5 protein-coding genes are annotated in these 6,566 nt (G+C 43.9%); 3 read left to right on the top strand and 2 right to left on the bottom strand.

What is annotated here, in order from left to right; translation table 11 throughout:
- The first annotated feature begins 20 nt into the window (after positions 1-20).
- Entirely contained in the window at positions 21-1,145 is a 1,125-nt protein-coding gene (locus B3R91_RS13080; RefSeq protein WP_286798067.1) for an META domain-containing protein, read from the top strand.
- A 169-nt stretch (positions 1,146-1,314) separates the two neighbouring features.
- Positions 1,315-1,872, top strand: a complete 558-nt coding sequence (locus tag B3R91_RS13085) for a superoxide dismutase family protein (RefSeq protein WP_068407176.1) — start codon at positions 1,315-1,317, stop codon at positions 1,870-1,872.
- Positions 1,873-1,954: 82 nt separating this feature from the next.
- Here B3R91_RS13085 and topA read toward each other — a convergent pair whose 3' ends face one another.
- Together topA and B3R91_RS13095 are read right to left on the bottom strand one after the other, a co-directional pair.
- Positions 1,955-4,621: a type I DNA topoisomerase gene (gene topA / locus B3R91_RS13090; RefSeq protein WP_286798070.1), complete on the bottom strand. Its 2,667-nt coding sequence runs from the start codon at positions 4,619-4,621 to the stop codon at positions 1,955-1,957.
- Positions 4,622-4,902: 281 nt separating this feature from the next.
- Positions 4,903-5,460, bottom strand: a complete 558-nt coding sequence (locus B3R91_RS13095; RefSeq protein ID WP_193032204.1) for a hypothetical protein — start codon at positions 5,458-5,460, stop codon at positions 4,903-4,905.
- A gap of 340 nt (positions 5,461-5,800) precedes the next feature.
- On the opposite strand from B3R91_RS13095, the gene B3R91_RS13100 reads away from it, so the two are divergent.
- The gene (locus B3R91_RS13100; RefSeq protein WP_286798072.1) at positions 5,801-6,340 is read left to right on the top strand and encodes a DUF2799 domain-containing protein; all 540 of its coding nucleotides are present in this window, start codon (positions 5,801-5,803) and stop codon (positions 6,338-6,340) included.
- Positions 6,341-6,566: the final 226 nt, after the last annotated feature.

Raw genomic sequence — 6,566 nt, forward strand, 5'->3', positions numbered from 1 at the left:
TTTTTAAAAAGGATTTTACAATGCTCCTGCCAACTATAAAGCGCTCATTAACTATTATCAGCTTGTCTGTAGCAGTGGGATTAATGGGTTGCCAGTCTGCGCCATTGAATAGTATCCAGCAGACCACTATCGTCAACGCACCTGTTATTAAAGATAAATCTAACTTTACTGACGAGATAGTAATTAAAGAATCACAAGTAATGCAATGGGTAGCTCATTATGATTGGCAGCTGGCGCAAGTGATTAATCAAAACGGTAAAACTGTCGATATAAATAATTTTGCACCGATTATCTTACAAGTAGATCCCAGTTCAATCAGTCTGCATCAAGGCTGTGAGCAATATAGAATGGATTTTCATGCGCTGTCCGCACCGCCTTATCCCTATCATTCTCATCTTGCCAAAGTTCCAGCGAACTGTAACGATGACCATGACTTTGACAATGTCCTTGATAATAAAACTGTGATTACAGAGGATAATAGTATTCAATCGTTATTTGTTAAGTACGCACCTATTAGGCTTAATTTTGAGTTATTGACAACTTCGTATTTAACATCAGAATCAGCGCCAGTCGCCATACAAGCCGCCCCTAAACGTTTGGCACTTAATATCGAAAACGGTAATCGCTTAATTTTTATAGGTTCACCTAAAGCATTGGCAACTCCCGCTGGATTGCCCATTACTAACGAGTTATTAGAGCAGTATCATTGGACGCTGGTGAGTGCCGTCAGTAATACTTATGATGCAAAAGGGGAATTAACTAGAAAACCTTTGGGCAATTTTTATCACCCAGATCATCCTATTTCAGCGAGCTTTGAAAGTTGGCCTAACAATCAGTACGCATCCTTTAGCTCAGGCTGTAACGGCGCGCGCGCGCCTTATTTTTTACTCAATGATAATACTTTCAAAGTCGGCACTATTATTAGTACTGTAATGGGCTGCGGTGAGACAGGCAATAGAATCGAGTCCGCTTTGTTTGATTTGATGCGTGATAGCAGCAGTCAGCTAACATTAAGCTTACAACCCTCACAGCCAACATCGCCAACAGCAGATAATCAGACCGATATGCCTCGTTATAATTTATTGCAAACGATGGCAACAGGCGAAACCTTAGTTTGGCAAAACGAAGTAAAGAAAACGCTGTAAACCTTTTTCAAACGCATACGTTATTTACATTTATTAACCGATTGTTGCGCATTTAATGAATAGTTATATTTAAACCTTGGCTATACTGATTGCGACATTAAGCAATGTTGAGTATTTTAATAAAACAATAGACATTCATCACAACAAATAAATATAAATGGAGATAATAATGAATAAGACGATGCTTGCAAGTGCCCTGTTATGTGGTTCAGCTCTAGCGATGACAGGTTGCCAAACCGTCAAAGGTCAAATGCAAACGGGCAATCCACTTAACCAACCTGCGCTAAAATCTACTATCAATGCAGTCGCTGGTAATAAAAATGAAGTGGGTCAAGTATTCCTACGCCCAGTAGATGGCGGTGTCCAAGTTTATGGTAAGCTCATGAACCTGCAGCCTGGTAAAACTGTGGCATTGCACATTCATGAAACGGGTAGCTGCGGCGATATGGGTAAAGCGGCTGGTGGTCACTTTAATCCAGATAAAAAACCGCATTCTCATCCTGATGATATGAATGGTCATGCGGGCGACTTGCCGAACTTAACCGCCGATGCGAATGGCGTTGCTACTATCAACTATGTGAATAAGAAAATCTCTGCCGCTGATGCAGGTAAATACAGTGTTAACCGTCTAGCCTTTATCGTCCATAGCGGTGCTGATGATTATAAGAGCCAGCCTGCTGGTAACGCAGGCGATCGCGTTGCTTGCGGTATCATCGAAAAGAACTGATAGCCCAAAAGTTAATAGCAAAAAACCTCTTAGATTATCTAAGAGGTTTTTTATGGTTTAAAGATAAGGTGATTAAAGAGGTTTACTCTTCTACCCACTCGCCATTACGCCAGTACACGCCCCAACGGGTGGCTTTGCCGTTTTTCTCAGAGCCAATATACTGCTCTTTTTTCTTCCGTGACCAACGTAGAATGGTTGGATTGCCATCTGGATCCTCATCTGGACCTGCAAACAGATACTGGAATTTATCTTCCATTTTATCTTTGATTTCGCGTAACTCAGCCAGCTTTGGTGGACGGGTTTCGCGTACTTTTGGGAATTTAGACGCGGCTAAGAACATCCCAGCCGCCCCTTCACGCAAGATAAAGTAATCATCATGTTTGGTCGATTTTAGCTCCGGCAGATGGATAGGCTCCATACGCGGCGGTGCCGCTTCACCAGTTTTAAGCACTTTACGCGTGTTATCACATTTCTGACAAGCAAAGTATGGCCCAAAACGTCCGGTTTTCAGTTCCATCTGTCCATCGCATTTATCACAGTCGATGGTTGGCGCATCTGAACCCGGTACTTCAAACTTACCTTCTTCTAGGATATAGCCGTCGCAATCAGGATTATTACCACAGATGTGCAGCTTTAGACCACCATCGACGATATAGCCATTCATCGCCGTTCCGCATTTCGGACAGCGTTTTTTCTCCATCAAATCTTTAACTTCGGCTGCTTCATCATCGCTGTCGCCATCATCAAGATTGGCAAACGCTTCGACTGGCATCAAGTTCTTGGTACCTTTGCAGCGCTCTTTTGGCGGTAAATTATAGCCAGTACAGCCTAAGAATACACCCGTTGAGCCGGTACGTAGTTGCATCGGACGATCGCAAATATCGCAATGGACGTCTGGCACATCGGTTGGATCATTCGGACGCATACCATCTTTTTCTTTGGCACGATCTAGAGTCTTTTTAAAGTCGCCATAAAAGTTATCGAGGACATCTTTCCAGTCGGTATCACCTTCAGCAACATGGTCAAGCTTGTCTTCTAGCGCAGCGGTAAAGGTATAATCCATCAAATCTGGGAAACTGGCGGTCAATCTGTCGGTGACGATATCGCCCATTTTTTCAGCAAATAAACGTTTGTTTTCAAGCTTCACGTAACCGCGATCTTGAATGGTTGAGATGATAGACGCATAAGTCGAAGGTCGACCGATGCCTTTTTTCTCAAGCTCTTTGACAAGGCTTGCCTCTGTGTAACGCGGTGGCGGCTTGGTAAAGTGTTGACTCGGATCGAGCTTATCGAGCGTTAACTTATCACCTTGTTTGACATCAGGTAATAAAGTATCGTCAGTCTTCGCTGGTGGCATGACTTTAGTAAAGCCATCAAACACTAGGGTGCGACCGCGTGCTTTTAGCTCGACATCGCCGGCAGCGACAAATAGATTCACGGATAAGTATTTCGCAGGCGTCATCTGACAAGCGACAAACTGACGCCAAATCAGCTCATATAGACGAATGGCATCACGCTCAACGCCTTTTAACTGCGTCGATTTCATATTGACGTTAGACGGACGAATCGCCTCATGCGCCTCTTGTGCGCCTTGCTTATTGCCATAGAAGTTTGGCTTTTCTGGCACGTATTTGTTGCCATAACTGTCTTCGATATAGCCACGTACGGCGGCTAATGCATCACCAGACAAGAAAGTCGAATCGGTACGCATATAAGTAATATGACCAGCTTCGTATAAACGCTGCGCCAAAATCATGGTTTTCTTAACTGAAAAGCCCAAGCGCGTACTGGCAGCTTGCTGCAATGTCGAGGTGATAAACGGCGCACTCGGACGCGACTGCGTTGGCTTCTCTTCGCGCTCTTTCACGATAAAGTCGTTTGAATTAAGAACTTCTAGGACTTTATCGGTCTGCTCTTTATTAACAAGCTTTAGCGTTTTGCCGTCTTGCTTGGTTGCCTCTAGACGAATCGCAATGTGCTCAGCGTCTGCCGCTTTCTTGGCTTTACTATCAGCAACATGAGTATCGGCGTGAATCTGCCAGTATTCTTCTGGAATAAAGGCGCGAATCTCATGTTCACGCTCGACGACCAAACGCATGGCGACCGACTGCACGCGACCAGCTGACAGACCGCGAGCGACTTTTTGCCAAAGTAGCGGCGATACCATAAAACCAACGACGCGGTCTAAAAAGCGCCGCGCTTGCTGCGCATTAACGCGGTCGATATCGAGCTTTGAAGGCTGTTTAAAGGCATTTTGAATAGCGGATTTGGTAATCTCATTAAAGACCACGCGCTCATATTTACTGTCTGCGCCGCCGATAACTTCTTTGAGATGCCAAGCAATCGCTTCCCCTTCTCTATCCATATCCGTTGCTAGATAGATTTTGTCAGCGTCTTTGGCTAAGGCTTTAAGCTCTTTAATAACCTTGGTTTTATTGGGCAATACCTCATAGACAGCCGCCCAGTCATGTTCTGGGTCGACGCCCATGCGCCGTACCAATGCCTGCTGGGTTTTTTCTTCTTTGCTTAGGCTGTCATCTTTTTTACTCACGGCTGGCTTCTTCGCGCTTTTGCTCGCGCCCACTGGCAAATCACGGACATGACCGATACTTGAGCGGACGATAAAGTCGTCGCCTAAGTATTTATTAATGGTTTTTGCCTTGGCGGGTGATTCTACAATCACCAAAGACTTGCCTTTGGGTTGGTCTTTTGCCGTGGCTGGGCTTTTTTTGGTTGCGGTTTTTGCCATAAGTGACGACACCATAATAAGTAAATTAAAATAAGGATAAACTCGGCAGCTGGCAATTTATAATAGTTAGTTATAATGGCTCAGCGAATTATTGTAGTAATGGCGGCCGATAAAAACGGTTATAAAACAAACAATAACCATAACGCATAGATACAGTTATAAAGACGTTACACTGCAAAGCGTTAAGCTGTCAACTTAAAATGACTGAGAGTTTGCCAAAAGGACTTGCATATTGCCTCTTTATGGAGACGAAAAAATTTTTTACTAGCACCGTGCGTTTTTTATGCCGACTTTTGCATCTGTAATGCCCATTTCTCAAGGTTCTCTTTCATGATTAATAAGTCGCTTTCAATCGTTTGCTGCTGATAAGCAGGATTGGTCGCCGGACGCACATAAGCAATATCTTCCCAATAAATAACAATGCTATTCGACTTCACCAATAACGCTTTCACAAATGGCTCGATGCTGGCTGGCAGCGCTAAAGGTTCTTTATCCAAGCTAAAATTGGCTTGTACGGGTAAGCTTTTATTGTCGCTGCTATTGTTATCACTACTGCTGGCATTACTTGCCGGACGCCATTGTCCATCTAGCACCTGATAGCGAGTTAATGGCAGCTTGACATTATCGAGCACCAAACCATATTGCCCAATCATGCCGCGACCATACTCATTGTCACGGCCTTTTACCCAATCAGGGCAAGTAACTAACTTGGGATTGAGCTGCAAACGGCGCGCCGTCATACGCAGCTTATCCAAACGCTGGTCGATACCGCTAGGTTTGAGCGCCATCATACTCCCTAATACAAATAGTACAATGGCGATCGCAATCCACATTCCCATAACAGTCTGACCTTTTAACAAAATTAATGGTATGCTAGTGATTCAAACGGGCTGAATAACCTATCAGCAGGGCTCTTTATATAACAGCTTAAATATAAACGACGACTATCTAGTCGCTTATAATGAGCGTAAACCTTTAAAAAACAAGCGCTCGTAAATACTATCTTCTATAAAGGGCTAGCTGCTAGGCACACCTGACATTTACCAACGCCTTGCTATTTATAGTGGCATATCAAATACTTAGTACATAAAACCACTGATCCGATAACAAGATGCAAAAAGTTGGTCGCCTAAAAAGGTGCTATGATAAACCATAATTTTAAACGCGCGCAGGTTTATTATGAATTATCTTCTTAAGCAAAACTCATCGACTGCTGCATCAGTAAGTAAAAGTGTCGGCAAACTTATGGGTAAATCTGGATTGGCTATCTCGCTAGTAGGCGTAGCTTTACTGACTTTATCGGGCTGCGCGACCACCCAAAGTCTGACGCCTGAACAATGCCAAAATAGTAACTGGCAAGAAGTCGGCTATGTCGATGGACTTCATGGACGCTCAGGTGCTTACTTTGGCAATTATACCAATCAATGCTCAAGTGTCGTTGGCGCAACGCCAAACCGCGTATTGTGGGAGCAAGGTCGTCAGCAAGGACTAAAAAACTACTGTACCGAGCTCAATGCTTATAAACTTGGCCGCGAAGGTTATGATTGGCAGCCAGTTTGTCCGCTCGAAGGCATCGAAAAGCTTGAGGAAGCCTACGCACAAGGACGCTACTATTATATGCGCCAGCGCGACCTTGATTATCTGCGCTCGCCCTATCCGTTCGGTTATGGACCTGGACGCTTTGGCTACGGTTATCGCCCGTTTGGTTATGGTTGGTAATTACTATGATTAATGGTCGCTATACAGTCAAAACATCCTGAAAACGCGACGGTATTGCTGATATCAATTTTTTGTAGCCTCTGTCTGCGTAGGCACAGCAAACAAGAAAAATTGATATCAGCAGTGCGTGATGTATCGATATTACTTTTCACTCACTATATGACCCACCGAATGCCATACAATCTACTAAATTGAAGGGTTGCAAACAGTTAAATAAAATATATAC

Source organism: Psychrobacter sp. UBA6291, from assembly GCF_002439405.1.
Lineage (GTDB): Bacteria > Pseudomonadota > Gammaproteobacteria > Pseudomonadales > Moraxellaceae > Psychrobacter > Psychrobacter faecalis.

What these genes read in the sequence shown, in the direction of transcription:
- B3R91_RS13080 (WP_286798067.1), top strand. Translation starts at nt 21, where the DNA reads ATGCTCCTGCCAACTATAAAGCGCTCATTAACTATTATCAGCTTGTCT.
- B3R91_RS13085 (WP_068407176.1), top strand. Translation starts at nt 1,315, where the DNA reads ATGAATAAGACGATGCTTGCAAGTGCCCTGTTATGTGGTTCAGCTCTA.
- topA (WP_286798070.1), bottom strand. Translation starts at nt 4,621, where the DNA reads ATGGCAAAAACCGCAACCAAAAAAAGCCCAGCCACGGCAAAAGACCAA.
- B3R91_RS13095 (WP_193032204.1), bottom strand. Translation starts at nt 5,460, where the DNA reads ATGGGAATGTGGATTGCGATCGCCATTGTACTATTTGTATTAGGGAGT.
- B3R91_RS13100 (WP_286798072.1), top strand. Translation starts at nt 5,801, where the DNA reads ATGAATTATCTTCTTAAGCAAAACTCATCGACTGCTGCATCAGTAAGT.